Source organism: Nostoc sp. XA010 (assembly GCF_020829625.1).
GTDB lineage: Bacteria > Cyanobacteriota > Cyanobacteriia > Cyanobacteriales > Nostocaceae > Nostoc.
In genome coordinates, this window is record NZ_JAIVFX010000016.1 from 84,169 (window position 1) to 108,141 (window position 23,973).

Annotated in this window: 16 protein-coding genes and 1 other RNA gene; 11 read left to right on the forward strand and 6 right to left on the reverse strand. The window is 41.0% G+C overall.

Translation table 11 applies throughout. From position 1 onward, the window contains the following. The first annotated feature begins 448 nt into the window (after positions 1 to 448). Positions 449 to 1,792: a calcium-binding protein gene (locus LC608_RS22015; RefSeq protein ID WP_229555538.1), complete on the forward strand. Its 1,344-nt coding sequence runs from the start codon at positions 449 to 451 to the stop codon at positions 1,790 to 1,792. Between the two features lie 289 nt (positions 1,793 to 2,081). Then, on the forward strand, positions 2,082 to 3,527 hold the full coding sequence (locus LC608_RS22020; RefSeq protein ID WP_229555539.1) for a sorbosone dehydrogenase family protein: 1,446 nt from the start codon (positions 2,082 to 2,084) through the stop codon (positions 3,525 to 3,527). A 168-nt stretch (positions 3,528 to 3,695) separates the two neighbouring features. On the opposite strand, the gene LC608_RS22025 is transcribed toward LC608_RS22020, so the two are convergent. Then, positions 3,696 to 4,214, reverse strand: coding sequence for an HAD-IIIA family hydrolase (locus tag LC608_RS22025; RefSeq protein ID WP_229555540.1), 519 nt, complete (start codon positions 4,212 to 4,214; stop codon positions 3,696 to 3,698). Positions 4,215 to 4,536: 322 nt separating this feature from the next. Between LC608_RS22025 and gorA the strand changes: the two genes are divergently transcribed. The 7 genes from gorA (at position 4,537) to queF (ending at position 9,704) form a co-directional block, all read left to right on the forward strand. Next, positions 4,537 to 5,979 (forward strand): glutathione-disulfide reductase, encoded by a 1,443-nt coding sequence (gene gorA / locus LC608_RS22030; RefSeq protein WP_229555541.1) that lies wholly within the window; start codon positions 4,537 to 4,539, stop codon positions 5,977 to 5,979. A 248-nt stretch (positions 5,980 to 6,227) separates the two neighbouring features. Then, positions 6,228 to 7,574: an erythromycin esterase family protein gene (locus LC608_RS22035; RefSeq protein ID WP_229555542.1), complete on the forward strand. Its 1,347-nt coding sequence runs from the start codon at positions 6,228 to 6,230 to the stop codon at positions 7,572 to 7,574. A gap of 208 nt (positions 7,575 to 7,782) precedes the next feature. Beyond that, positions 7,783 to 8,049 carry a YciI family protein gene (locus LC608_RS22040; RefSeq protein WP_012412163.1) on the forward strand — a complete coding sequence of 89 codons (267 nt, stop codon included), beginning with the start codon at positions 7,783 to 7,785 and terminating at the stop codon, positions 8,047 to 8,049. Positions 8,050 to 8,087: 38 nt separating this feature from the next. Then, positions 8,088 to 8,184: signal recognition particle sRNA small type (ffs, locus tag LC608_RS22045), an RNA gene on the forward strand. Between the two features lie 25 nt (positions 8,185 to 8,209). Next, positions 8,210 to 8,596 (forward strand): phasin family protein, encoded by a 387-nt coding sequence (locus LC608_RS22050; protein ID WP_229555543.1) that lies wholly within the window; start codon positions 8,210 to 8,212, stop codon positions 8,594 to 8,596. A gap of 156 nt (positions 8,597 to 8,752) precedes the next feature. After that, entirely contained in the window at positions 8,753 to 9,151 is a 399-nt protein-coding gene (locus LC608_RS22055; protein ID WP_229555544.1) for a hypothetical protein, read from the forward strand. A gap of 139 nt (positions 9,152 to 9,290) precedes the next feature. Further along, a complete protein-coding gene (gene queF / locus LC608_RS22060) occupies positions 9,291 to 9,704 on the forward strand; it encodes a preQ(1) synthase (RefSeq protein WP_229555545.1) in 414 nt (137 codons plus the stop codon). A 285-nt stretch (positions 9,705 to 9,989) separates the two neighbouring features. Here queF and pstS read toward each other — a convergent pair whose 3' ends face one another. The 3 genes from pstS to LC608_RS22075 form a co-directional block, all read right to left on the reverse strand. Continuing rightward, the gene (pstS, locus tag LC608_RS22065) at positions 9,990 to 11,069 is read right to left on the reverse strand and encodes a phosphate ABC transporter substrate-binding protein PstS (protein ID WP_229555546.1); all 1,080 of its coding nucleotides are present in this window, start codon (positions 11,067 to 11,069) and stop codon (positions 9,990 to 9,992) included. A gap of 179 nt (positions 11,070 to 11,248) precedes the next feature. Beyond that, positions 11,249 to 12,646: a cytochrome c biogenesis protein gene (locus LC608_RS22070; protein WP_229555547.1), complete on the reverse strand. Its 1,398-nt coding sequence runs from the start codon at positions 12,644 to 12,646 to the stop codon at positions 11,249 to 11,251. Between the two features lie 30 nt (positions 12,647 to 12,676). Next, positions 12,677 to 13,417, reverse strand: coding sequence for a cytochrome c biogenesis protein CcdA (locus LC608_RS22075; protein ID WP_229555548.1), 741 nt, complete (start codon positions 13,415 to 13,417; stop codon positions 12,677 to 12,679). Between the two features lie 183 nt (positions 13,418 to 13,600). Here LC608_RS22075 and LC608_RS22080 point away from each other — a divergent pair, with 183 nt between their 5' ends. Then, a complete protein-coding gene (locus LC608_RS22080) occupies positions 13,601 to 20,788 on the forward strand; it encodes an AAA family ATPase (RefSeq protein ID WP_229555549.1) in 7,188 nt (2,395 codons plus the stop codon). 199 nt (positions 20,789 to 20,987) lie between these two features. Here the strand turns inward: LC608_RS22080 and LC608_RS22085 are convergent, their stop codons facing one another. Both LC608_RS22085 and LC608_RS22090 read right to left on the reverse strand, forming a co-directional pair. After that, positions 20,988 to 21,794: a pentapeptide repeat-containing protein gene (locus tag LC608_RS22085; protein WP_229555550.1), complete on the reverse strand. Its 807-nt coding sequence runs from the start codon at positions 21,792 to 21,794 to the stop codon at positions 20,988 to 20,990. A 10-nt stretch (positions 21,795 to 21,804) separates the two neighbouring features. Further along, positions 21,805 to 22,446, reverse strand: a complete 642-nt coding sequence (locus LC608_RS22090) for a hypothetical protein (protein WP_229555551.1) — start codon at positions 22,444 to 22,446, stop codon at positions 21,805 to 21,807. A gap of 480 nt (positions 22,447 to 22,926) precedes the next feature. Between LC608_RS22090 and LC608_RS22095 the strand changes: the two genes are divergently transcribed. Next, complete coding sequence (locus tag LC608_RS22095; protein WP_229555552.1) at positions 22,927 to 23,922, forward strand: DUF1350 family protein; 996 nt, start codon at positions 22,927 to 22,929, stop codon at positions 23,920 to 23,922. Positions 23,923 to 23,973: the final 51 nt, after the last annotated feature.

The following is a 23,973-nucleotide window of genomic DNA, read 5'->3' on the forward strand; positions in this document are numbered from 1 at the left end:
GAAAAATATTGATTTTACAAAATAACAAACATATTGAAACCTAACTTAACGAGAATATTGCATTTATCTGAAAAATCTTGCAACTTTTTCTAAAAAAACAGTAAGTTTCAAAAAAGACTTAATTAAAATTTATAACTATTTTTAACAGTATTAGAAATCCAAAAGATTAAATATTTAAGATTTGGTAAAGAAGTTGACGTAATTTTTAGTTCATGATAATTAAGTAATTACAGGTAAGTTAAAGATGGGAAAATAATCAAAGCAATTACTTACCATTTGCATAATCAATAATTAACCAAATCAATAATTAATCTTTTCTAAGTAATATTTGTATTAATTAGGTTAACAAAGACATCTGTATTTAAACCTACAGTTTTAAGTAATCTACATTGAACTTATAAAAAGTTCTGTGACTGAGGCCGAAGTTAGGCATTTTAGGAATAATAATATGGCAGTTATTTTCGGCACTACAAATCCTGACACCAGAAATGGGACATCGGGAGATGATACTATATATGGTTGGGCTAATGGTGGTAATGCCAATGGTTTGTCTGGTAACGATACCCTAAATGGTGCAGATGGTAACGATAATCTATTTGGCGGGACGGGAAACGACAGTTTAATCGGTGGAATTGGCAATGACACCCTTGATGGTGGCTTGGGTAGTGACAGCTTGAATGGGGGAGTAGGCGACGATACTTACGTCATTGATAGTGCTAGCGACACCATTACCGAGGCTAATAATTCAGGTATAGATACCGTCCGATCTTCTGTCCCCTACACATTGAGTGCCAATTTGGAGAACCTGAGACTGAGGGAAGGTAGCGCCATCAACGGGACAGGTAACAGTCTTAATAACATAGTGTTTGGTAATACTGCTAACAACATTTTGAATGGGAGAGCAGGCGATGACACGCTAGATGGTAGTAATGGCAATGATACCCTCAATGGTGATAACGGCAATGATAGTCTACAAGGCGGGCCCGGCAATGACAGACTCAATGGGGGGTCTGGAAACGACATTCTCATCGGTGTTTTCCCTGGCAGTCCCCTTTCACCTGGATTAGGGGAGACTGATACTTTAAGTGGCGGCGTTGGGCTAGATACATTTGTCCTTGGGGACGCAGCAAATGTTTTCTACGACGATAAAAACACTACGAATGCTGGTTTTGGGGACTTGGCTACTATTACTGACTTCAACACTAGTGAAGATAGAATAGAACTAAAAGGCTTGCCAAAAAACTACCGGTTGCAATCTGTTGGAGCCAATACACAAATATTTTTAGACAAACCTGGAGCAGAGCCAGATGAGATCATAGGTATTGTGCAAGGAGCAGTAAACCTTAGACTTGAGAGTGACAATTTCCTTTTCTATGAGCCGGAAAATCCTGGACAAGCTACAAACAATACACTAGCCAGTGCTGAAAAATTAGGTTCTCTATCATCAGGCTTAGACGTTAATCTCTCAGGTGAGTTAGTAACAGTTCAACCGGGAGACAATCCCGATTTCGACTTTTTTACATTTTCTTTAGCAAATCCAGGAACTGTCACCATCGCTGCGGCGACAACCGATGATACAGTGATCGGACTGTTTAATAATGCTGGAATTTTACTGCAAAGTGACGATGATAGTGGTCCTGACTTTGGGTCATTAATCACCGCTTCATTGGGTACTGGAACCTACTCAATTTCAATGAGTAAATATGCTTTCTTTCCTCAAAATGGCGGAACTTTCTCTGGCTCTAGTGATAGCAACCCTGCTCCTTATACGCTAGAAGTCAGTTTGGCATAAGAACGTTGTCGACTCAAGGAAGTACTGCATAATAAGGCTAATTGAGGGATAGTTTTATTGCTAGTTAGAGAGACACAACGATGTCTCAGCGTTCTTGAATAAAAGACTATTTATAAGCTAGTACAGCATGGCAGAAATAAACATACCATTTCAAATGGCGCAAGAAGCTCGGAATACATTATGCGTGACTTTTGACTTACGCCATATTTCAACCCAGAATCTCTAAAATTGTTTCCTTTCTCAAAAATATTTAGCAACAAAATCATCTGACTCTTTTATGAACGCAATAATGAATAGCATTAACTCATCCAACCAAAAGCAACGCAGATTTATCGGTAGCTTCGCTCTCAAAACCTACTTTTTTGCTGCTAAAACGCTGTTATTTACAATAGTTCTATTAAATTATGGCGCTACTGAAGTAAATGCTGCACCTAAAGCCTTGCGCCCTGATATTCAGATTCGCAATATTACGAATACCATATCGGTTTCTGCTTCTGTTCGGATTGTAAAAGATCCACGAAACAACACCCTTTATTACCTCAAACAAAATGGTGATATTTATCAAGTCAATTTAGGCTTGTCTAATAGTAGACTTGTGTACGACTCTAGTAATCATAATCTAGGTGAGACTCAAGGTATGGCCATTGGCCCGAACGGCACAATTTATTTGGTTGGCAATGCAGACCTTGTGAATAACCAAACTAAAGGAATTATTGTTAAAGGTGAAATTAAGTCGGGTACAGAACAGCGCGTCTGGTCTGTCTTAGCTAAGAGTGCAGGCTATCCTAAAAGCAGAACAGCCTATGACCATCGCTTCAACGGCGTGGTTGTTAGCCCGGATGGTAACTTTATCTATGTGAATAGCGGTTCTCGTACTGATCACGGTGAGGTTCAGTCTGTTAATGGGCTATATCCTAATACTCGTGAAGTAGGATTAACTGCCTGTATACTCCGTCTTCCTACTACTGGCAAAAATATTTTTCTTGCAAACAATCGAGCAACTTTAAAGGCAGGTGGCTATATTTTTGCAGAAGGAACACGTAATACTTTCGATATGGCCTTTGCGCCCAATGGGGATTTATTTGGTACAGAAAATGGCCCCGATCGCGACATGTCAGAAGAATTAAATTGGCTCCGTCCAGGTGGTAATTATGGCTTTCCCTGGCGGATTGGCGGGACAGACAACCCACAACAATTTCCCAATTATGATCCTGCCAAAGACCTTTTGTTAAGCCCAAAATTTAATGCCGTCCAAAGGGGCTACTTTCGTAACGATCCAACCTTTCCTGCTCGGCCTGTAAACTTAATTGAACCAATTCCTAATTTGGGGCCGGACGCAGACAATTACCGTGATCCTGTAGATGGCAAAGTTAAAGACGCCAGTGTTCTTGGGCAACCTTTTAGCAGTTTTACATCACACCGTTCTCCTTTGGGCTTAGTTTTTGATACACAAGGAGTACTGAGTCCAGAATTCAACAGAGATGGATTCATGCTGAGTTTTACAACAGGCGATCCCACTGGCGAAACACTACCAGGCCCTTTTAAAGATTCTGGTCAAGACCTACTGCATTTAAACTTAACTAAAGTAGGAAATACCAACTATAAATTTAACGCTACCCGCATTGTTGAAGGTTTTAGTAATCCTATTGACGCTGCGATTATCGGCAATAAAATTTATGTTCTGGAATATGGTGGAAATCAAGGAATTTGGGAAATCACTATGCCGACTAGATGAAGCAGACTGAGTATTTTTGTTGTCAAACTCTAGGTAACAGTACATCTGGACATTAACAGGATGTTTGAAAAGTCGTAAAGTATACTAGAAACCCCCTCTTCCCTACAAGGGAATGGGGGCTAGGTTTCTGAGGCTTTGATCTTAATAAAAATACTTTTAAAACATCTTCTAAGAGATGATTGCTCCCTGATGTTGTTCAATCCAATCTCTTCCCCATTGGAACCGTACCCCAGCACTACGGGCGGCAGCTTCATCTTCGGGGCGATCGCCTACATAGATTGTATTTTCACGAGTATGCTCGTGGCGAACCATTGCCAGTTGCAACATTCCAGCTTTAGGTTTGCGATAGTGCCCTGACCATTTGGTTTTACTATGGTTATGGACATTGTGGCGAGTGACGCGGAAACATTTCTTGCCTTCAAAGTCAGGGCAAAAGTAGATTTCTCTTAATTCTGGAAATAGTTCAAGCGTATACTGCTGTTCGGTGATGCACTGTTGAATAGACTTGTGCCCTGCGGCAACACCACCTTGATTTGTAATGCCGACAATAATCCAATTATCTTTGTAAGTGCCAATAGCAACTTCAGCACCCGAAATAATTTTCTGGTCTTGAGGATGTTGAAAGTATTGCTTGCCGCTAAGTGGTTCTCGAATTGTGCCGTCTAAATCCAGCAATAATAGGCTCATCGTTTCTGTGTAGAACTTTCCCCTCATATTCGACATCGTAAGCTGGTAATCATTACTTATCCTCTAGCTATCGGAAGGCGCTATTCGAGTGGCTGATCCTCCTCCAGATTGAATTGTAGATGTGATGGGTTAGTTAGAATACAACAATAATAGAAATAGTGACAGGTTTCCTAAATAGCTGCCCCTTCTACGCAAAGGGAAGCGGTTGTTACATATACACTTAATACGAATCCGTTGCTTTAGATAGAGAGTGAATGAAATAGAAATAGCTACGCTTTAAGTGAAACCTAGTTGAGTGACGATATCCAAGTCATTAGACCTCGTGGATAAGTCTTTTTTGTTTCACATTTTGCGATCGCCAAAGGGCTGGACAGGGCCAAAAGAAGTAGATAGCAAAGAAGAACCACTGAGAGCAGCATTTATGAACTTTGATTACGACCTTTTAATTATTGGTGCAGGTTCAGCAGGACTTGCTGCTGCTAAACGAGCTACTTCTTATGGTGTCCATGTAGGAATTGCAGAACAAGCAGACGTAGGTGGCGCTTGTATAAATTACGGCTGTATTCCTGAAAAGCTAATGGCTTATGCTGCTAATTTTTCCAGCATTTTTTCTAATGCAATATCTTATGGATGGAGCGAATTTCATAGCAGCTTTGACTGGTCGAAATTTATAGCAGCTAAAGACCAGAAAGTTGAACAACTCCATCAATTACACATGAAATATCTTAAAGAATCAGGAGTAGATTTTATTAGAGGTCGTGCTAGTTTCCTAGATGCTCATACCTTGGACATCGACGGAAAGCAAATAACAGCAGATAAAATTTTGATTGCGGTAGGTGCACAACCTTTCAAGCCAAATATACCTGGGATAGAACATACTATAACTCCAAAAGAACTCTTTCAAATGAAAACATTACCCAAACACATCGCTATTATTGGAGGAGATTATACTGCTGTAAAAACTGCTGGTAGTTTGAATGAGTTAGGTGCTAAAGCCACTTTAATTACTGATTTACCTCAAATATTGCCAGCTTGTGACCAAGATTTGAGCTTCTGTATTACAGATATCATGAGTCAGCATGGTATTGAAATTTTGACTAATACTAAAGTAGATATAATTAAAAAAATAGCAGATAAAGTAGATTTATTTTGTTCTAATTATGAAACAAATACTTTAAGCTGTGATACAATTTTATATTTAACATTTCTGTCACCATATTTAAATAACCTGTATTTGAATAAAGCTGGTATTGAGGTGTCTCAAAAAGGTGCAATTGTGGTTGATGAGTACAGATGCACTACACAAGCTAATATTTTTGCTGTAGGTGATTGTATTGATAGGGTACAACTTACACCTGTTGCTATTGCTGAAGCTCGTGCACTTGTTGATACTGTATTTGGTAATAAACCTCAAATTTTGAGTTATGAATTAGTGCCCATCTCCGTTTCTTGCATACCTGAAGCTGCTACAGTTGGTCTGACAGAAGCTCAAGCACGGGAAAAATTTGGTGAATCGGTGCAGTGTTACCGTGGAGAATTTCAACCACTTTTTCATAGCCTGAATGGGCAAGATGAAAAAACCTTAATTAAATTAGTAGTAGAAGGTAAATCAGAGCGAGTTTTGGGCGCTCACATGGTAGGTGAATCAGCATCAGAAATTATTCAAAGCATTGCTGTAGCTATGAAATTAGGTGCTACCAAAAATGACTTTAATAATAATATTGGTATTCATCCATCGAGTGCGGAAGAGCTTTTTTGTTTATAAGTATTAATGCCTAATTGTAGTGATATTTACACCTAAAATTCAAACTTGATTAAACCTTTTGGCAAGCTTACAGTCTAAATTACACAACTATAGTTAGAGAATAATAAACTTAGTCAATTTTAAGATGGAAGTATAATACAGGAATTTGAAAGCTTAGATTTATTATCTGCTATTTTGCTAAAAGTGCCGCTCATTTGAGGGCATCTAAAATCATAGTCAAGAACACAAACTTGTAAGAACTAATTATCATGTCAGATGCAACAGCAACACAGCTAATCGATGCATTGCATGAAGCGGCTCATCCATTAACAGGTACCGCCCAAGATTACGATCCACTCATGGATTTAATTGGTAATGCCCGCTTTGTGCTGATTGGCGAAGCGTCTCACGGCACCCATGAATTTTATGAACAACGGGCTGAAATTACTAAACGCTTGATTCAAGAAAAAGGCTTTACGGCTATAGCAGTGGAGGCAGACTGGCCGGATGCCTACCGTGTTAATCGATATGTACGGGGAATTAATGATATTCCTACTCCTGCTGAAGCGATCGCAGGTTTCGAGGATTTTCCAGCTTGGATGTGGCGCAACACGGATGTAGTGAACTTCATCGGTTGGCTACGTCAGTATAATGATGCATTACCGCAGGATAGAAACAAAGTTGGCTTTTACGGGCTTGACCTTTACAGTATGTATACCTCCATAAGCGAGGTTATTGCTTACCTAGACAAAGTTGACCCAGAAGCCGCACAACAGGCACGCTGTCGATATTCTTGCTTAGAACACTTTGAAGAAGATACCAAAGCTTATGGGTATGCGGCTGCTTTTGGTCTGAGCGAGTCTTGTGAGAAAGAAGTTATTAATCAATTGATGGAATTGCAACGCCGGATTGTAGACTATGCAGGGCGTGATGGTCAGGTTGCACAAGACGAGTTTTTCTATGCCCAACAGAACGCGCGACTGGTGAAGAATGCCGAGGAATACTACCGCTCAATGTTTCAGGGACAAGTGTTGTCTTGGAACATACGCGATCGCCACATGGCAGAAACCCTAGATCACCTTGCCAATCATTTAGATAAGCAAGGAAACCGCTCAAAGATTGTGGTTTGGGCGCACAATACGCACCTGGGCTATGTGCGAGCAACCGATATGGGAATTGCGGGTGAACTCAACGTCGGGCAATTGGTACGAGATAAATATGGTGATGATACCGTACTTATAGGCTTTACAACTTATACGGGTACAGTTACGGCTGCTTCTGATTGGGGTGGTGTACCTGAACTTAAACAAGTTCGTCCAGCATTATCTGACAGTTACGAAGCTTTATTCCATGAGGTAGGTTTACCTCAATTTTTACTGAATTTACGACAAGAAAATCTAGCAGTTACAGGACTAGAAAAACCGCGATTAGAACGAGCGATCGGCGTAATTTATCAGCCCGAAACTGAGCGTAAGAGCCACTACTTCTGTGCTCGACTACCCGACCAGTTTGATGCTGTAATCCACATTGATGACAGTAGGGGAGTACAACCACTAGATCGCACTTCTCATCTAGATACAACTGAACTGCCAGAGACATTTCCTTTCGCTGTCTAAATCAATAGTTAGTTCTAGTAGTCCGTCAAGCCAACTTTGCGGAGTTTATGGTAATAAAATCAAGTTCTTTTCTTCTCCTTATACTGCAACCCGAACGTGGTTGAGGCAGAATGCCCAGATTTTTGATTAAATTGGTACTCAAATGCTACTCAAAATAGTAATAAATAACTTGAGTAGGAAGTCCTTTGTAATGAGAGATGACAAGCAGATGCCGTGGTTTGTAAAAATTGAAGAAGGGAAAGTCGATAAACCTACCTTTGACCAATATGTACCTGCCCACAAAGCCTACATTCAGGACTTGATTGCTAAAGGACACAAAGCGCGAACAGGCTATTGGGCAGAGCAAAGAGGCGGGATGTTGCTGTTTGAGGCAGCCTCAAAGGAAGAAGCAGAAGCGATTGTAGCTGATGACCCGTTGGTTAAACACGGCTGCGTCAACTATCAGCTTTATGAATGGCGGATTGTTATGGAATAACACACACATTACTGACTTTTAGTGTTATGCTTTTAGAAGACCTGGATCTATGCGATCGCAACACCCAAATCTTGTCAGAACCGGAAGGTAGCAGCAACACGGGAGGCTTGTGATAGGCGTAGTCTCCGGGTCGCCCTATTTGTAGGAGCGGTCAGGGAGAATGGCTGGTTTTGGAGATATTGTTCAAAAAGCTTTTTACCTCGGTGTTGGATTAGCTTCTTACGCTGGTGAGAAAGCAGGGGGAAAATTAGCCGAAGTGCGATCGCAAGTCCAAAAACTGGCAGATGAAATGGTCGCAAAGGGCGAAATGAACACAGAAGAAGCCCGCCGCTTCGTTGAAGATATGATGAAGCAAGCCCAACAATCCCAACCATCTGCTGAAACCTCTGAGAAAAGGCCTCCTTCTGAACCTCGCCGCATTGAAATTTTAGAGGAAGATGAAGAACCAACGGTGAAAGAGGCATCAAGTGATGATAACGCAGAAAAATTACGGCAAGAAGTGCTAGACCTGCAAAACGAGTTAAAAAGATTGCAACGCGATCAATAAAAAGAATTGTTTGATCAAAATATTAGTAAGAAGTGGCACTTTGACATGGCACTTCAGATAGAAACTTGATAAGATACATTGCTTAGTGGGTACTCTAGTCCTTCAAGCCAGAAAACACAAAGCGTCCTGTTTATAGCCTGCAAAGGTGTCAAGTTTATGGAACAGTGGCAAAAAGATTTAGTAGAGATCGTTGAAACAGTGGCTGATGAAGTAGAGCGTTTCTTCCTGGGAATGAGTGAAATGGTAGACGCTTTTTTTGAGCTAACGGAAGAAATCACCGAGCAAGTCCCTAACATTGCCATTGAAGTCGATCAGTATTTACAGGATTTGACTGAACCAATGTTTGAAGCTTACTGGGAACTGGAAGAGATTGTAACAGATATAGATCCAGGTTTTCCTTATTCAGTTGAACCCACAGCCGAAAAAAATCCTGCCTGTATAGGTTGTACTCACTACCACGGTCAAGTTTATAGTGGTAATTTGTTAGTTTGTGCCATGCATCCCCACGGTTGTGAAGATGAGAATTGTCCAGACTGGGAGAAGGGAGAGTATTGAGTTAAGAGTTAGGAGTTAAGAGTTAGGAGCTAAGAGTTAAGAGTTAAGAGTTAGGAGTTAGGAATAAAATTACTAAAAGGACGTAAAGATAAGTAAAATAACCAATGACAAATGACTAATAACAAATAACAAATAACAAATGACAACTGACAAATTATCTGAAAGTGTAACCCAGGCAAGCCAAGAAATGAAGTATGGCGAACGCGATATTGCGGAAGGTAAACTAATTACCTTTCCTAATCCGCGTGTGGGGAGGCGATATGACATTAATATTACTTTGCCGGAATTTACTTGTAAATGTCCTTTTTCTGGTTATCCTGACTTTGCGACAATTTACGTTACATATATACCTGATGAACGGGTAGTGGAATTGAAGGCGCTTAAACTTTACATTAACAGTTACCGCGATCGCTACATTTCCCACGAAGAATCTGCCAATCAAATTTTGGATGATTTTGTAGCTGCTTGCGATCCGTTGGAAGCCACTGTAAAAGCAGATTTTACGCCTCGCGGTAATGTACATACCGTGGTTGAAGTGCGTCATCATAAGTAACCATAATAAAAACTTTGGCTTGTAGTGAGGACTAAAGTCCTCACTACAAGACGCTAGGCTAATAAAATCAGGACTTTTTACTTAGGTTGATTAAGCGGACACGATATAATTTCTTATTATCAAATAACGCCGTCACCCTATCTCAAACTAAAAACTATTTAGGGACTTCCAGAAAAGAAATTATCCAATTTACTCAGATAATAATATTTTTCTTTCTCCCCCTGCTCCCTGCCCCCTGCCCCCCTGCCTACACCGCGATAAGATATTTTTTTAGTTGGAAGTCCCTTATTCTCCAATCTTCTTTGCAGCAGATTGCACTTGAATCACAACTTTTTTAGACAAAGGGATATATCCGAGTTCCAAACTGGATTTTTGCCCGTCAACCACAGCCCAATCAATAAAGTTTTTCAGTGCTTGAGCTTTGACTCGGTTTGGATATTGGTGATAAGTTAAAAGCCAGGTGTAAGTAACGATGGGATAAGACTGGGCACCTATAGGATCGGTGATAAAAGCAATCAAGTTATCGGCGGGTAATTTCACTGCCTCTAAGGTTTGAGCTACAGATTTTGGTGTCGGTGTAACATAATTACCAAATTTATTTTCCAAAGCAGCCATAGGGAGTTTATTTTGTTTGGCGTAGACGTATTCTACATAGCCAATAGCTCCTGGAATCTGTTGAATTAAGGCGGTAACACCTTCGTTACCCTTTCCACCAATTCCTACTGGCCATGGTACAGCTTTACCAGATGCAACTTTGCTTTTCCATTCTGGACTTATCGCACTTAGATGTTGCGTAAATACGCTTGTAGTCCCACTACCATCAGTTCGGTGTACAACCTGAATCGGTAAATTGGGCAAATTTACCCCTGGATTAGCTGCGGCTATTTTGGGATGATTCCAATTCGTAATTTTTCCGAGGAAGATATCTACGTAGACTTGGCGTGATAGCTTTAAAGCAGTTGGCACATTGACTTGAGATGACTGGCGGACGACTGGCGCGAGGTTGTAAGCTAGCACAATAGAACCAGCAGTTATGGGTAAAGCGATCGCTCCCCGTTTTATCTTGGCTGCTTGTTCATTTGTAATTCCTACGTCGCTAGCTGCAAAGTCCACAGTACCTTCAATGAGTTGTTGCACTCCAGCACTGCTTCCTATCGCTTGATAGTTAATTTCTACATTGGGATTTTGCTGGTTGTAATCTGAAAGCCAGCGTTCGTACAAAGGTGCGGGAAAACTTGCCCCAGCACCTACAAGAGAAACACGGTTGATGTTTCGATTATTTGTAGTGCAAGAAGCAATATTCAACAAGATAGCGATTAATGGTACAAGGTAAACGCGTCCCTTGGATTGAAGTTGAGCAGGCATAGAAATCTTTTGTTCCAATGTTTAATAAATACCTCTAGTAATTTTCCAATTTGTAGCCGTGGAAGTAGCGTAATTAATTGTAAATAACTTTGAAATGCAAGGTAAGCAGAGGTTAACGCAAAGGAACGCAAAGTAATCCTCTGCGTTCCTATGCGATTTACTTTGCGCCCCTGAAGCCTTTAAACTTCAATCGCCGCCTCTTTCTCCTCACTTTTTAGCTGTGAAGTCAGCCGATCTAAAATCTCTAAAACCTCTTGTTCAAAAGCAACTTGGGCGCGATTAGTTTTGCCACCCACATACAAGCGATCGCCTTTTTGTAATGCCCATATTTGCGAATGAGAAAAGTAACTCATCACCACACCCAGCATTAGTAAACCAAACCCTGAGTAAACAATTGGTATACCCGGATCGGCTTTAATTTGTAAGCCAGTGCTGCCAATGATATCCAAAATTTTCAGCTTCACGCCATTAACTTGGGTAGACATCCCAGCGCGGACAGTATCAACGAGTTTGCCTGTGGGATCATAAATTAATACCATCCCTTGCAAATCTTTGGCTAACAGGGAGACACCCTCACTCAAATCCGGTTTCGTAGGAACCCACGTTCCCCAAATGCGCCCTTGTCCATTGGTGTTCAATTGCGCCATTGGTAGCTGAAAAATCGGGCTGTTGTTAAATTGGACGCGAACACCCGCAATTCCCCAATCAGTTTGATAGAAAGTGATGCCATGATAGCGCAGAGGCTCATTGACAAAAATCTTCTTATGGTCAACTTCCTCTCCCTGCTTATTCAAAACAGACATATCCGAATAAAATTGATCAATGCCGCCAGATGGTGTGTAGTCAATCCAAAAACGATTAACTCGCACAGACCAATCTTTCGGGATTTTTGCTGCTAAAGGGCCAGCATCAACAATATTTGTCACTTGAAATGTATCGCCACTGGCAACCATTTCCTGAGCCAAAAAACCAGTCATCGCCCCCCAAATTCCCCCGATCAGAATAGCGACGATGCCAATATGAACAATAATTGGGCCGATGCGTCCGATTATTCCTTTGCGGGCGTAAAGGAGATTTTCTTTTTCTTGATCTTGATAAATTTTATAGCGGCGTTTCTGTAATATTTGGCTGAGAGAATCCAAGGAACCAGTATCTAGTTCTGCACTTAAAGCTAACTTTTGAAATTGCCGTGGTTCGTCGTAATATTTCCAGCGTTGGGCAGCTTTTAAGGCTGGTAACTGTCGGGTAAAAGAACAAGCAGTTAAGCTAGTACCAAATAAAATGAGTAATGCTAAAAACCACCAAGTACGATATACATGGTCTAACCCAACTACCTGAATTACCTTCCAAGTTAAGAAACCAAATAAAGCTGGATGTTCTGGGTAGTTAGCCTGGTAAAATGCGGGTGATTGACCTTGCTCAATTACAGTACCGGTGGAGCTAAAGATTGCAATCAATAGCAGTAGTGCGATCGCTAGTCGTAAGTTGGTCAGTACAGGCAAAAGCTCTTGCCGTAAGAACTGCCCAGGTACTGCCCACCATTTTAATTCTTTCGACGCTGAATCTTCTAAAGTCATTATGTGTAAAATCTAACCAAAGTGTTGATATTAAAAACTGCCAAGGGGAATTCGAGAAATTAAAGAAAATACACCGAATCCTACCAACAGCGCCCCGCTAACTGGGTTAATCCAACCAGACCAGCGACGCAATTCTAGTAACTTTTTAATTGAAGCTGTAAAAGTACCCGCCAAAATCAATGGTGCTACATAACCGGCTGTATAAGAAAGAAGCAAAACAGCCCCTAAAATTAAGTCTTGTGTATTGGCAATCCAACCCAACAAACTAGCTAAAACAGGCGTGCTACAAGGGGAGGCGACTAAGCCGAAAGTCAGCCCCAGCAAATAAGAACGCAATCCTGCTGGTAAATCTTGCGAAATCCAATTCGTTTCGCCCAAGGATGGAAATTGCAAAGGTAGCGCTTCTAATAAGTTCAGCCCCATGAGAATGGCGATAATGCTGACGATAATCGGCAAACCAATTCCTACTTGACCGTAGACTTTTCCAACAAAAGCTGCTATAATACCAAGCCCTGCCAAGGTAGTTGCTAATCCTAAAGCAAACCAAGTTGATTGGGCAGCTGCTTGGAGGCGGCTTTTAGCTTCATAACCGCCAATGTAACCAATGGTAATTGGCAGCATAGAAAGCATACAGGGTGTAAGACTGGTAAGCAAGCCAGCCGCAAATATGATACCAATGCTCACCACGCTAAGGTGTGTCAGTTGGTTAGAAACAAGGCTGTTGGCAAATTGTTCTAATTGGTAAATTTGGGTTTGCAGGTTATCAAGCATGGGGAGTTTATGAGCGGGAAATGCTTACTCTGCTTGAATTTTAGCTTATTTCTCGTTTGGGAGTTAGCAGAACGTAAATTATCGAAACTTAATATCATCTAAATTTCATCTGCCCAAGGAAATGTATCTAAAATACAATTAAGCTCGAACTATATTTGAAGAAGCACGCCTGGAGTATTTGGCATGATGATTGCATTACCCGGATTTCACATTGTCACTTTGTTAAAAGCAGGGGTAAAAGCAGCCATATACCGTGGAATTAGGGTTAAAGATAATTGTCCGGTAATTATCAAAGGGCTACGTCCAGAACAGTGTACACCCAATAATATTGAACAGATCAAACATGAGTATGCGATCGCTCAAAGGTTAAACACCGTAGCCGTAGTTAAAGCTTACACCTTAGAGATGCACCAGGGAATCCCTTATTTAATTATGGAGGATTTTGAGGCGCGATCGCTCGATCAGTTGCTAGACCAATTTCAACAGCCTGTTCCGTTTCTAAAGATTGCTATTGAAATCACTAGCAAACTTGCACAAATTCACACTCATCACATTGTCCACAAGGATATTAAGCCGCAAAATATCTTAATTAACCTCGAAACTAATCAGGTCAAAATTGCTGATTTTGGAATTGCTACCTTCATTCCATACCAGCAGCAAATAGTTAGCAGTTCCAGCCGAATTGAAGGCAGTCTACCATATTTGTCACCTGAACAAACCGGGCGGATGAATCGAGGAATTGACCATCGCAGCGATTTGTATTCTCTGGGAGTCACCTTTTATGAGATGCTGACAGGTCAGCTACCATTTAAAGGCAAAGATCCCTTAGAGTGGGTGCATTGTCATATTGCAAAATCTCCGCCATCCCCGAAAAAGCTAAACTCTGATATTCCCCAAATCCTCTGCGATATCATTATCAAATTGCTGTCGAAGGTTGCAGAACAGAGGTATCAGAGCGCTTTAGGTTTGCAATTTGATCTGGAACGGTGCTTAAAGCAATTGGAGACAACCAAAGACATCCAATCTTTTGTTTTGGGTGAGCAAGATATCTCAGAGCGCTTTCAAATTCCTCAAAAATTATATGGGCGAGAGCCAGAGATTGGCAAGCTTTTACAAGCATTTGAGCGAGTTGTTAACCAAGGTAAACCAGAACTCGTTTTAGTTTCTGGCTATGCTGGGGTTGGTAAATCTTCTTTAGTAAAAGAGATTCACAAACCTATTGTGCGAGAACGCGGAGTTTTTATCTCTGGTAAGTTCGATCAGTACAAACGAGATATTCCTTACTCTACTATTGTTCAAGCTTTTCAAACACTTGTTAGACAAATTTTAACGCAGCCCGAAGCTGAACTTGCTAGTTGGAAAAAGCGAATACAAGCAGCATTAGGGAACAATGGTAGACTAATCACAGATGTAATTCCAGAAGTTGAATTAATCGTTGGAGAACAGCCTCCTATACCAGAGTTGGGACCTGCCGAATCTCAAAACCGATTCAATTTGGTGTTTCAGAATTTTATTAGCGTCTTTGCTCAAAAAGAGCATCCGCTCACTGTTTTTTTAGATGATATGCAGTGGGCAGACAGCGCTACTTTAAATTTAATTCAAACCGTCATTACTGGGTCTAGTATCCAATATCTCTGCTTCATTTTGGCTTTTCGAGATAATGAAGTAGATGTTGTCCATCCCTTTAGTTTAATGATGGAGAAGGTTCGCCAGTATGGAGCAAGAATAACTGAAATTATTCTTACGCCGTTGAATCTTGTTTATGTAAATCAGTTAATTGCTGATACCTTGCATAGTTCTGTAGAACAAGTAGAACCTCTTGCTCAATTGATTATCCAAAAAACTGACGGCAATCCTTTTTTTGTCAATGAGTTTCTGAAAACACTACATCAAGAAAATCTGCTGATTTTTGACCCCCCTCAATCCCACGCCAGATGGTTCAAGTCGGCAGAGCCGCCCAACGCACTGACTCCCCTTGCTAAGGGGGGAAGTAAAGGGGGGTGGCAATGGAATTTAACTCAAATTGAAGCCCAAGGGATTACAGATAATATTGTTAGCTTGATGATTGGGCGGCTGCAAAAACTGCCAGCAGCAACTCAACAAGTGCTTAAGTTAGCCTCCTGTATTGGTAATCGTTTTGATTTAGAAGTTTTAGCGATCGTTGGTGAACAATCTATTGAAGAAACAGCGAATGCACTTGTTGATGCAATTTTAAGAGGATTAATTATCCCCATAGAGTCAGATGAAACTGTCCAGAAAAACTATCGTTTCTATCATGACCGAGTTCAGCAAGCTGCATACTCCTTAATTACTGATGAATTAAAGTCGGCAGTTCACCTGACAATTGGACGGCTTTTGCTAAAAAATGCTAGTCCTGAGCAAGTGAACGAGCAAATATTTGATTTAGCCAATCAACTCAACTTTGCTGTGGATCTAATTATTGAGCAGACAGAAAAAGATGAATTGCTACGGTTGAATTTAATTGCTGCTAAGAAAGCAAAAGCTTCCACAGCCTACACTCCTGCTAAAAAGTTTTTTAGCGTTGCCATGAATCTTTTAGCTGAAAATGCCTGGATTGAACAATATGAACAAACATTTAATTTATTCAGAGAGCTAGCTGAGTGTGAATTCTTAACAGGGAATTTAGAACAAGCAGAAAAATTATTTGAATTACTATTTATGAAAGCAGGGTCTTATGTAGATAAATCTAATATTTATATGCTGCAAATCAGACTCTATCAAGTTGCAGGGAGGTATGAAGAGGCGCTGACATTGGGATTAGAAGCTTTAAAACTTTTTGGGGTGACATTCCCTAATACAAACGATGAAGTGCAAGCTGCGATCGCAATTGAAAAAAATCAAGTATTAACCAATCTAGGTAATAGACAAGTCTCTGATATAATTAATGCTATAGTAATCGAAGATCCAAATATTAAAACAGTGATTAGTCTGTTGACGACTTTGGGGCCACCTACTTATCTAGGTAGACCTGATCTCTTTCCCTTAGTCGTACTTAAAGCAGTTAACTACTCACTCAAGTTTGGTAATACAGAAGATTCCTGTTTTGCCTACAGCATGTATGCCATGTTGTTGGTTTCCATCTTCCATGATATTCCTACAGGATACGCATTCTCTGAGATGACAATTCAATTAAATGAAAAGTTGCATGACTTGAAACTTAGAGGAGTTGTTCTGCACATTCATGGAAGTCATATTAACGTTTGGTGTAACCATATTTTTACCGATATTCAATTTTTAGAGCGGGGATTTATCGGCTGTATGGAAGCTGGTGATGTGACGATGGCTAACTACAATGGTTATCAAGCCTCGTGGCAAATTATCCAGCTAGGTTTTCCACTTACAGAAACATACAAATCTCTAGAAAAATATACTGCATTCGCCCGCCAATCTAAACATGAGACTGTCTATCAGACAATCAAACTACAGCAGATGTTACTGATGAATCTGCGCGGACTGACTCACCAAACTTTGACTCTAAGTAATGATGAATTTGATGAATCATCAGCTTTGTCTATTATTACAGATGCAGGTTTTGTCAGTGGAATTATTTTTTATCATATTATTAAAATAATTATATTTTTTACTTATGGACAATATACTGAAGCATTTAGTTATGCCTTAAAATTGTCTAATTCGCCAGTTACAACACTGGCATTACCAATTGAGACAGAATACATTTTATATTACTCACTGACTCTTACGGCTCTTTATTCAACAGTATCTTATCAAGAGCAAGAACAGTTTTTACAAACCTTAAAATTCCATCAGCAGCAATTGCAATACTGGGCTAACCATTGCCCTGCAAATTTCTTACACAAGTCTCAATTAGTAGCGGCTGAAATAGCTCGACTTGAAAATCGGGACTTGGAAGCCATGCGCTTGTATGAGCAATCAATTGCTTCAGCCTGTGAGCAGGGATTTGTGCAATATGAAGCTTTGGCTAATGAGCTATGCGCTAAATTTTATCTAGAACGGAAGTTTGAATTAATTGCCAAAACCTACTTGCAAGAAGCTAAAAATGCTTATGTACGTTGGGAGGCATATGCTAAAGTTAAACACCTCGAAGAATCCTATCCTCAGCTATTGCCACAACAGCTTATCTCTAATGGAACATTTTTCAGCACAGGTGAACAGCTAGATTTTTTATCGGTCGTTAAAGCGTCTCAAACCATATCTAGTGAAATTGTGTTTTCGCAGTTGTTGAAGACATTAATGCAAATTGTTCTTGAGCAAGCAGGAGCAGAAATTGGTTATTTATTGCTTGAATACGAGCAAAACTTGGTGATCGAAGTAGAAGCTAAATTTAATCTCCAAGCAGAAAAGCTCAATGTTTATCGACCTGTATTAGAGGGTGAAGTTTCACAGGTTATTCCGCAATCAATGCTGAATTATGTTCAGCGAACTCAAGAAACAGTGATTTTGCGAAATGCCACTGAGCAAAATCTGTTTTCCAAAGACGAGTATATAATCCGAAAGCAACCTAAATCTGTACTTTGTTTACCGATCGCGCTTCAGTCAAAATTAATTGGTATTTTATATTTAGAAAATAATCTTATTTCCAGCGCCTTTACACAGGACAAGCTTTCCGTACTGGAAATATTGACAGTTCAAATTGCTATTTCTCTAGAAAATGCTCGTCTTTATCAAAGTCTAGAAAATAGTCAAGAAAAACTCAATCTGGCGTTAAAATCTGCCCAAATTGGTGTTTGGAGTTGGGATATTGTCAACGATCAGTTTACCTGGGATGAGCAGATTTATCAACTATTTGGGTTAACACCTGAAACTTTTGTTGCCACATCCGAAGCAATTTTAGCTCGTCTGCATCCAGATGATCGAGGATTGCTAGCTCAATCGTTGAGCCGAGCGATTAACCAAGGTGTGGAGCATGATTTAGAATATCGAATTATTCGAGATGACAGCAGTATTCGCTACCTAGCCTGCCGAGGAAAAGCCTTTTTCAACGAAGCAGGTAAAGCCACACACATGAGTGGTGTTGTGCTTGATATTACAGATCGTAAACAATCTGAAGCTGAACGTATCCAACTGATTCAAGAGCAAACTGCCCGACAAGAAGCAGAAGCAGATCAGCAACGGGCAACATTCTTAGCTCAAATCAGTGCAACCTTAGCCTCTTCCCTCGATTACGAAAGCACATTAGCAAGTGTGGCAAAGCTGGCTGTGCCTTACTTCGCTGATTGGTGCGGCGTCGATCTGCTGCAAGACAACCAATCAATTAATCGGGTAGCAGTTGCTCACCGAGATCCAGAGAAAGTGAAACTTGGTTGGGAACTGTATCAGCGTTATCCTAGAAAGTTGGATGCACCTGAAGGTGTGCCTAAAGTGCTGCGTACTGGACTTGCAGAAATGGTAGCTGAAATTTCAGATGCAGCTTTAGCAGAAGCTATCCAAGATCCAGAACATCTGCGGATTCTGCGTGAACTTGGTTTAAAGTCATGTATTATCTTGCCATTGATGGCACGCGAAAGGATTTTTGGGTCAATTTCCTTTGTGACTGCTGAATCAGAACGTCGTTACAGCACAGCTGACTTGTCATTAGCTGAAGATGTTGCCCATCGAGCTGCGATCGCTATTGATAATGCTCGTCTTTACCAAGAAGCACAGCAAGCACAAAAAACAGCAGAACGAGCGTTAGAGCGCATTGCCCGTCTTCAATCCATCACGGCTGCCCTTTCAGAATCGCTGACACCAGCCCAAGTATCTGAAGTCATTGTAGAGCAGAGCATCGCTGCTTTGGGAGCCAGTTGTGCCCTTGTCGCCTTGGTGAATGAAAGTAAAACTGAACTAGAAATTGTGCGTGCGGTTGGCTATAACCAAGATTTGGTAGAAACTTGGCGTCATTTTGCCATTGATTCCCCTTCTCCCTTAGCAGAAGCCGTGCGGACTGGGCAACCTATTTGGGCTGAATCAACAGAAAATCGGGTAGCTCGTTATCCTCATCTAGCCCAAATTTACGCCCAATATGACCTTAATACCTGGATTTCTATTCCATTGATGGTGGAAGGTTGGGCAGTTGGTGGTATAACCTTGGGATTTGCCAAGCTCCAACTACTTAATGAGGAAGATCAAGCCTTTATCTTAGCCCTTGCTCAACAGTGCGCCCAAGCGATCGCTCGCGCCCATCTTTACGAAGCCGAACAAACGGCACGAAGCGCTGCTGAATCAGCAAATCGCATCAAAGATGAATTTCTCGCTGTGCTGTCCCATGAATTGAGAACACCGCTTAACCCAATTCTGGGTTGGACAAAACTGATGCGAACCCGCAAACTTGATCAAGCAACAAGCGATCGCGCCCTCGAAACCATTGAGCGCAACGCCAAGTTACAAACCCAATTGATTGAAGATTTACTTGATGTCTCCCGCATCCTTCAGGGTAAACTTAACCTCAACTTTAGCCCCATTAATTTAATATCAGTCATTGAAGCTGCGATCGAGACAGTGCGTTTATCAGCACAGGCTAAGTCTATCGAGATTCAGACAATTATTGAATCTAGTTTAGGGCCAGTTTTAGCCGATGCCAATCGATTGCAACAAGTATTTTGGAATATCCTTTCTAATGCCATTAAGTTTACTCCCACTGGGGGACAAGTAAAAATTAAATTAGAGCAAATTGGCTCACAGGTACAAATCTGCATCACTGACACAGGGAAGGGGATTGCACCTGAGTTCTTACCTTATGTCTTTGATTATTTCCGTCAAGCAGATAGTGCCACAACTCGAAAATTTGGCGGTTTAGGTTTAGGATTAGCGATCGTCCGGCATCTTGTAGAACTTCACGGGGGAACTGTTCAAGCCCAAAGCCTGGGCGAAGAACAAGGAGCAACTTTCACCGTCAGGCTTCCATGCTTACAGAATGAAAACAAAGGAATCAAGGATGCAAAAGATAACTTTTCAGTTGTCGAAGATCAGTCCTTACCCTTGTCTGGCTTAAAGATTCTCGTGGTGGATGATGACGCAGATATGCGAGAATTTTTGCCTTTCATGCTGGAGCAATATGGTGCAACTGTGACTGCTGTAGCCTCAGCCATTGAAGCTTTAACTGCAATGAGTCAATTCCAGCCAAATTTGCTCATAAGCGATATCGGGATGCCAGAAATGGATGGTTACATGCTGATGCGACAAATAAGGAGTTTGCAACTAGAGCAAGGTGGGACAATTACAGCGATCGCTTTAACAGCTTATGCTAGTGAGATAGATCATCAGCAAGCGATCGCTGCTGGATTTCAACAGCATATTTCCAAGCCTGTAGATCCAGAAGAATTGGTGAAGGCGATCGTATCATTAGACTTATTGAAACAGAATAAAGGCGTCACTCGTTATAATTCACCATGAATTCTGTATAAGTCGCGGATCTGAATCCCCACATTCTTGGGAACTTCAAAATTACTTTTTTTGTTAAGGGAACTCCAAAAAATACATTATCCAATTTCTGAACTTCACTACGACTTTCCCTCCCCCTGCTCCCTGCTCCCTGCTCCCTGCCCCCTGCCCCCTGCCCTCTGCCCCCTGCCCTGCCTTTTGAAGTCCCTAATTAATCGTGCCTTGAAGCGTCAGGCATAATTGCCTCCTGAAGATTTACGCCCTTGAGGTTAGCTCCCCTAATGTCGGCTCCTCTGAGGTTAGCACCTCTGAGATTCGCACCTGCTAAATTCGCGCCTCTAAGGTTAGTCCAACTCAAGTCAGCTTCACTTAAGTTAGCTTCACTTAAGTTAGCCCGCAACAGGTAAGCACCACTGAGGTGAGCCTTGTTTAGATTAGCTTTGTACAGTTCAGCTTTATAAAGATAAGCCCCCAATATTTCTGCCTCATACAAACTTGCCTCGCTGAGGTCAGCCGCAATCAAGTTAGCTTCAATTAGGTTAGCAAAAGAGAGATTAGTCCGCATTAGCTTCGCTGCACCTAAATCGGCATCTCTCAAGTTAGCGCCTCTTAAGTCGGTTCCAATTAGATTAGCATGAGCGATCGCAGCGCCTCTAAGATTCGTCTCACTCAAGTCTGCTCCAATAAAATTAGCATGACTCAAATCTGCCTGCGTAAGTATAGCACCACTCAAGTTAGCAACAGTGAAGTTAGCATCACTCAAGTTAGCTTCAATAAGCAAGGCTTTGTAGAGGTTGGCACTACTCAAGTCAGCACCACTGAGGTTTGCTCGCACCAGTAAAGCATTACCCAAATCTACCTTGCTCAAATTTACCCCCTGGAGATTCGCGCCTCTGAGGTTATCCCCTTGCAGGTTTGCGGCGCTGAGGTCTGGTTCAATCTGAGGATTTTTCTCTCTCCACTCAATCCATCTAACTGCACCTGCTTTGAGTAAAGCTAGATGCTCTCGATTTGCCATTTTCTCTCCTTTACTCCTGACGCATACCCAGAGGATTTGCCCGACCAGCTACACTTTCTATTGCCGTTAATGCTCCCGCCGCACCCGCTAAAATATCTTGTTCTTTTCCACCTAAGTAAAGCCGTCCAAAACTACCTACAGCTTGCACCTCAAGGATGTTAATCGATGCCGCTTTCTCAGCTTCATTCGCAGCCAGTGCGGCGTAAGCAGCAGGTTCCACTTCTAATACATACAGCGTTTGCCCTGCTAGTAATAGCTGGCCCCGTCGCGTGCGATTAATAAGTTGTGTTTGATAAGCATCGATGTTACGAATAATCTGGCTAGAAACAACACGCGGTTTGAGACATTCCTCTCTTCGGACTCCCAATGCAGCCAAAATTGCTTGCCCAGCAGCTCGCGTTTCCCCTTGGGAGCTAGAATGAACTTCTAATAGTCCGTACAGTCGTTCAACTATCTGTACTCCCGGACGGACAGAGGCAGCTTTCAGGGCTATATCCGTAATTTTATTAATTTCGATACCAGGAGAGATTTCAATCCACAGTGATGTATCCCCTGGTAATGGTAAGAAGCCTTGAGCTACTGTTCCCATATATGCTGCATGTTGAGGTTGCAGGCTGTCGAGAAATACGAAACTGCGTAGTTCTATTCCCAAGATTTTGCTCTCCAGTCATAAGGGTAAAAGTTATCTATTGCAAGATAGAAGCGCCTAAGTTGGGGCATTTTTGCCACAAGTGCAGGATAGAAAAACACAAAGTAGAAAAATTTTGCTGTCGATAAATTTTACGCCTGAGAAGTATTCTGGCGGGAAAAACCGCCTTGATAATTGTACAAGCTTTATTACACACAAATCGCTGTCTGCAATGCCCAACTGGTCTTGATTTACTGATAAAGTTGATGTTACAAAAAAGTATTTACCTAAACTGAAGCGGGAAAAATCCACTGGACTTCTGCGGATATCTTCTAAATGCTGCCAAAATCGCAGCCAATCAAACTCATAGGGCTAGGATTTATACATTGACAAAGTAGGCAAGTAGTGGTTTTGGTGGAAACAAGGAAATATCCGAAAATCAGCAACTTCAGTTTGGAGATTAAGTATACACCTACCAAAATGAGATGCACTCATTGCTAAATCATGGTATATACAAATTTAAAACTAAGATTTAAACCCGTTTCTCACAGTTGGGTTGCTCTGCATCCACAACCTAAAGGAGTAATTCAATTTATTGCAGGGGCTTTCTTTGGTACATTTGGCCCCATGATTTTTTATCGCTATCTGCTTCAATGCCTATATGAGCAGGGATATACAATTATTCTTTTGCCGTTTAATTTCACTTTTAACCATTATGTAGAAGCTGGTTTTCTCATGAGAGAGCAGTATGAAATTCTGCCAGAGCTTGTGAGGATGGCAAGTGTTGAAGGATATGATTATGAAGCCTATCTAGATGATAAAAACTTTTCTTGGATTGGACATAGCCTTGGCTGTAAATATATCTCCTTGTTAGAAGGATTTAGTGCTTTACCTCCAGAGCCTCAAGATAGAGAAAAGTTTATTCGGAATCTGCTATCTTATACTTCGGATAAGTCACAGATAGAAAGTGTTATTGCAGACATTAACATTCTCTTTGAAGAACTTAAACGAAAAATTGTAGAAGATCGTAAACTAATTTACAGTTACGTAAATCGGGAAATAAAAATTAACAGTGTCTTCATTAAAGGGCAGACTTCTGTCCTATTAGCACCTGCTATTGCTGACACAGGGAGCGCAATTCGTCCTCAGTTTTTAGCGAATATCATCGATAATCTGGGTTGGGGTGTGAAACCAACCGTCGAAGAAACCCATAACTTAATCAAGGATAGTGGTTTATTTAATATCATGGGTTTAGTTTGTTTTCAATCTGATAATATTGCTAAAGTAACTTGTGAGTGGTTTACTAATATTCTGAAAAAACCACCAAAAGAATTTCTACAATCTGTAAAAGGTGGACATTTAAAACCTTTAGGTATTCAACTAGGCAAGTTTGTAATTAATCTTTTTAATCGACCTTTTATTGAATCAGTGCAAGAGCGAAATAGGGGCTTTGAATCTCATGTAATTCAATTAATTGAGGAACTAAAAAAGAAGAAATAAAAAAAGTAGTGAAAGTTCCAAAATCATTAAGTTAATAATATAGCGATTCTT

Coding starts and splice junctions, on each gene's coding strand:
- LC608_RS22070 (WP_229555547.1), bottom strand. CDS start 12,646: ATGACTTTAGAAGATTCAGCGTCGAAAGAATTAAAATGGTGGGCAGTA.
- LC608_RS22050 (WP_229555543.1), top strand. CDS start 8,210: ATGGCTGGTTTTGGAGATATTGTTCAAAAAGCTTTTTACCTCGGTGTT.
- LC608_RS22015 (WP_229555538.1), top strand. CDS start 449: ATGGCAGTTATTTTCGGCACTACAAATCCTGACACCAGAAATGGGACA.
- queF (WP_229555545.1), top strand. CDS start 9,291: ATGACAACTGACAAATTATCTGAAAGTGTAACCCAGGCAAGCCAAGAA.
- LC608_RS22085 (WP_229555550.1), bottom strand. CDS start 21,794: ATGGCAAATCGAGAGCATCTAGCTTTACTCAAAGCAGGTGCAGTTAGA.
- LC608_RS22035 (WP_229555542.1), top strand. CDS start 6,228: ATGTCAGATGCAACAGCAACACAGCTAATCGATGCATTGCATGAAGCG.
- LC608_RS22040 (WP_012412163.1), top strand. CDS start 7,783: ATGCCGTGGTTTGTAAAAATTGAAGAAGGGAAAGTCGATAAACCTACC.
- LC608_RS22055 (WP_229555544.1), top strand. CDS start 8,753: ATGGAACAGTGGCAAAAAGATTTAGTAGAGATCGTTGAAACAGTGGCT.
- pstS (WP_229555546.1), bottom strand. CDS start 11,069: ATGCCTGCTCAACTTCAATCCAAGGGACGCGTTTACCTTGTACCATTA.
- LC608_RS22095 (WP_229555552.1), top strand. CDS start 22,927: ATGGTATATACAAATTTAAAACTAAGATTTAAACCCGTTTCTCACAGT.
- LC608_RS22075 (WP_229555548.1), bottom strand. CDS start 13,417: ATGCTTGATAACCTGCAAACCCAAATTTACCAATTAGAACAATTTGCC.
- LC608_RS22020 (WP_229555539.1), top strand. CDS start 2,082: ATGAATAGCATTAACTCATCCAACCAAAAGCAACGCAGATTTATCGGT.
- LC608_RS22080 (WP_229555549.1), top strand. CDS start 13,601: ATGATGATTGCATTACCCGGATTTCACATTGTCACTTTGTTAAAAGCA.
- LC608_RS22025 (WP_229555540.1), bottom strand. CDS start 4,214: ATGAGCCTATTATTGCTGGATTTAGACGGCACAATTCGAGAACCACTT.